At 32.5% G+C, this 209-nt stretch carries 1 protein-coding gene; it reads right to left on the minus strand.

Translation table 11 applies throughout. The annotated features are described in order from the left end of the window. Nucleotides 1–209 (minus strand): DDE-type integrase/transposase/recombinase (locus tag IDG64_RS15740; RefSeq protein ID WP_133062791.1); only part of this gene is annotated, 209 nt, incomplete at both ends.

Here is a 209-nt window from a genome sequence, read left to right on the forward strand (position 1 = left end):
TAATGAGACGTTTGATAAACGCATATGCTGAATGATTATCTCGTTGCTTACGCAACCAAATATCTAATGTATGTCCCTCTGCATCAATGGCACGATATAAATAGCTCCATTTTCCTTTTATTTTGATATACGTCTCATCAATACGCCATTTGTAATAAGCTTTTTTATGCTTTTTCTTCCAAATTTGATATAAAATTGGGGCATATTCT

The organism is Staphylococcus sp. EG-SA-15 (assembly GCF_017151895.1).
GTDB lineage: Bacteria > Bacillota > Bacilli > Staphylococcales > Staphylococcaceae > Staphylococcus > Staphylococcus aureus.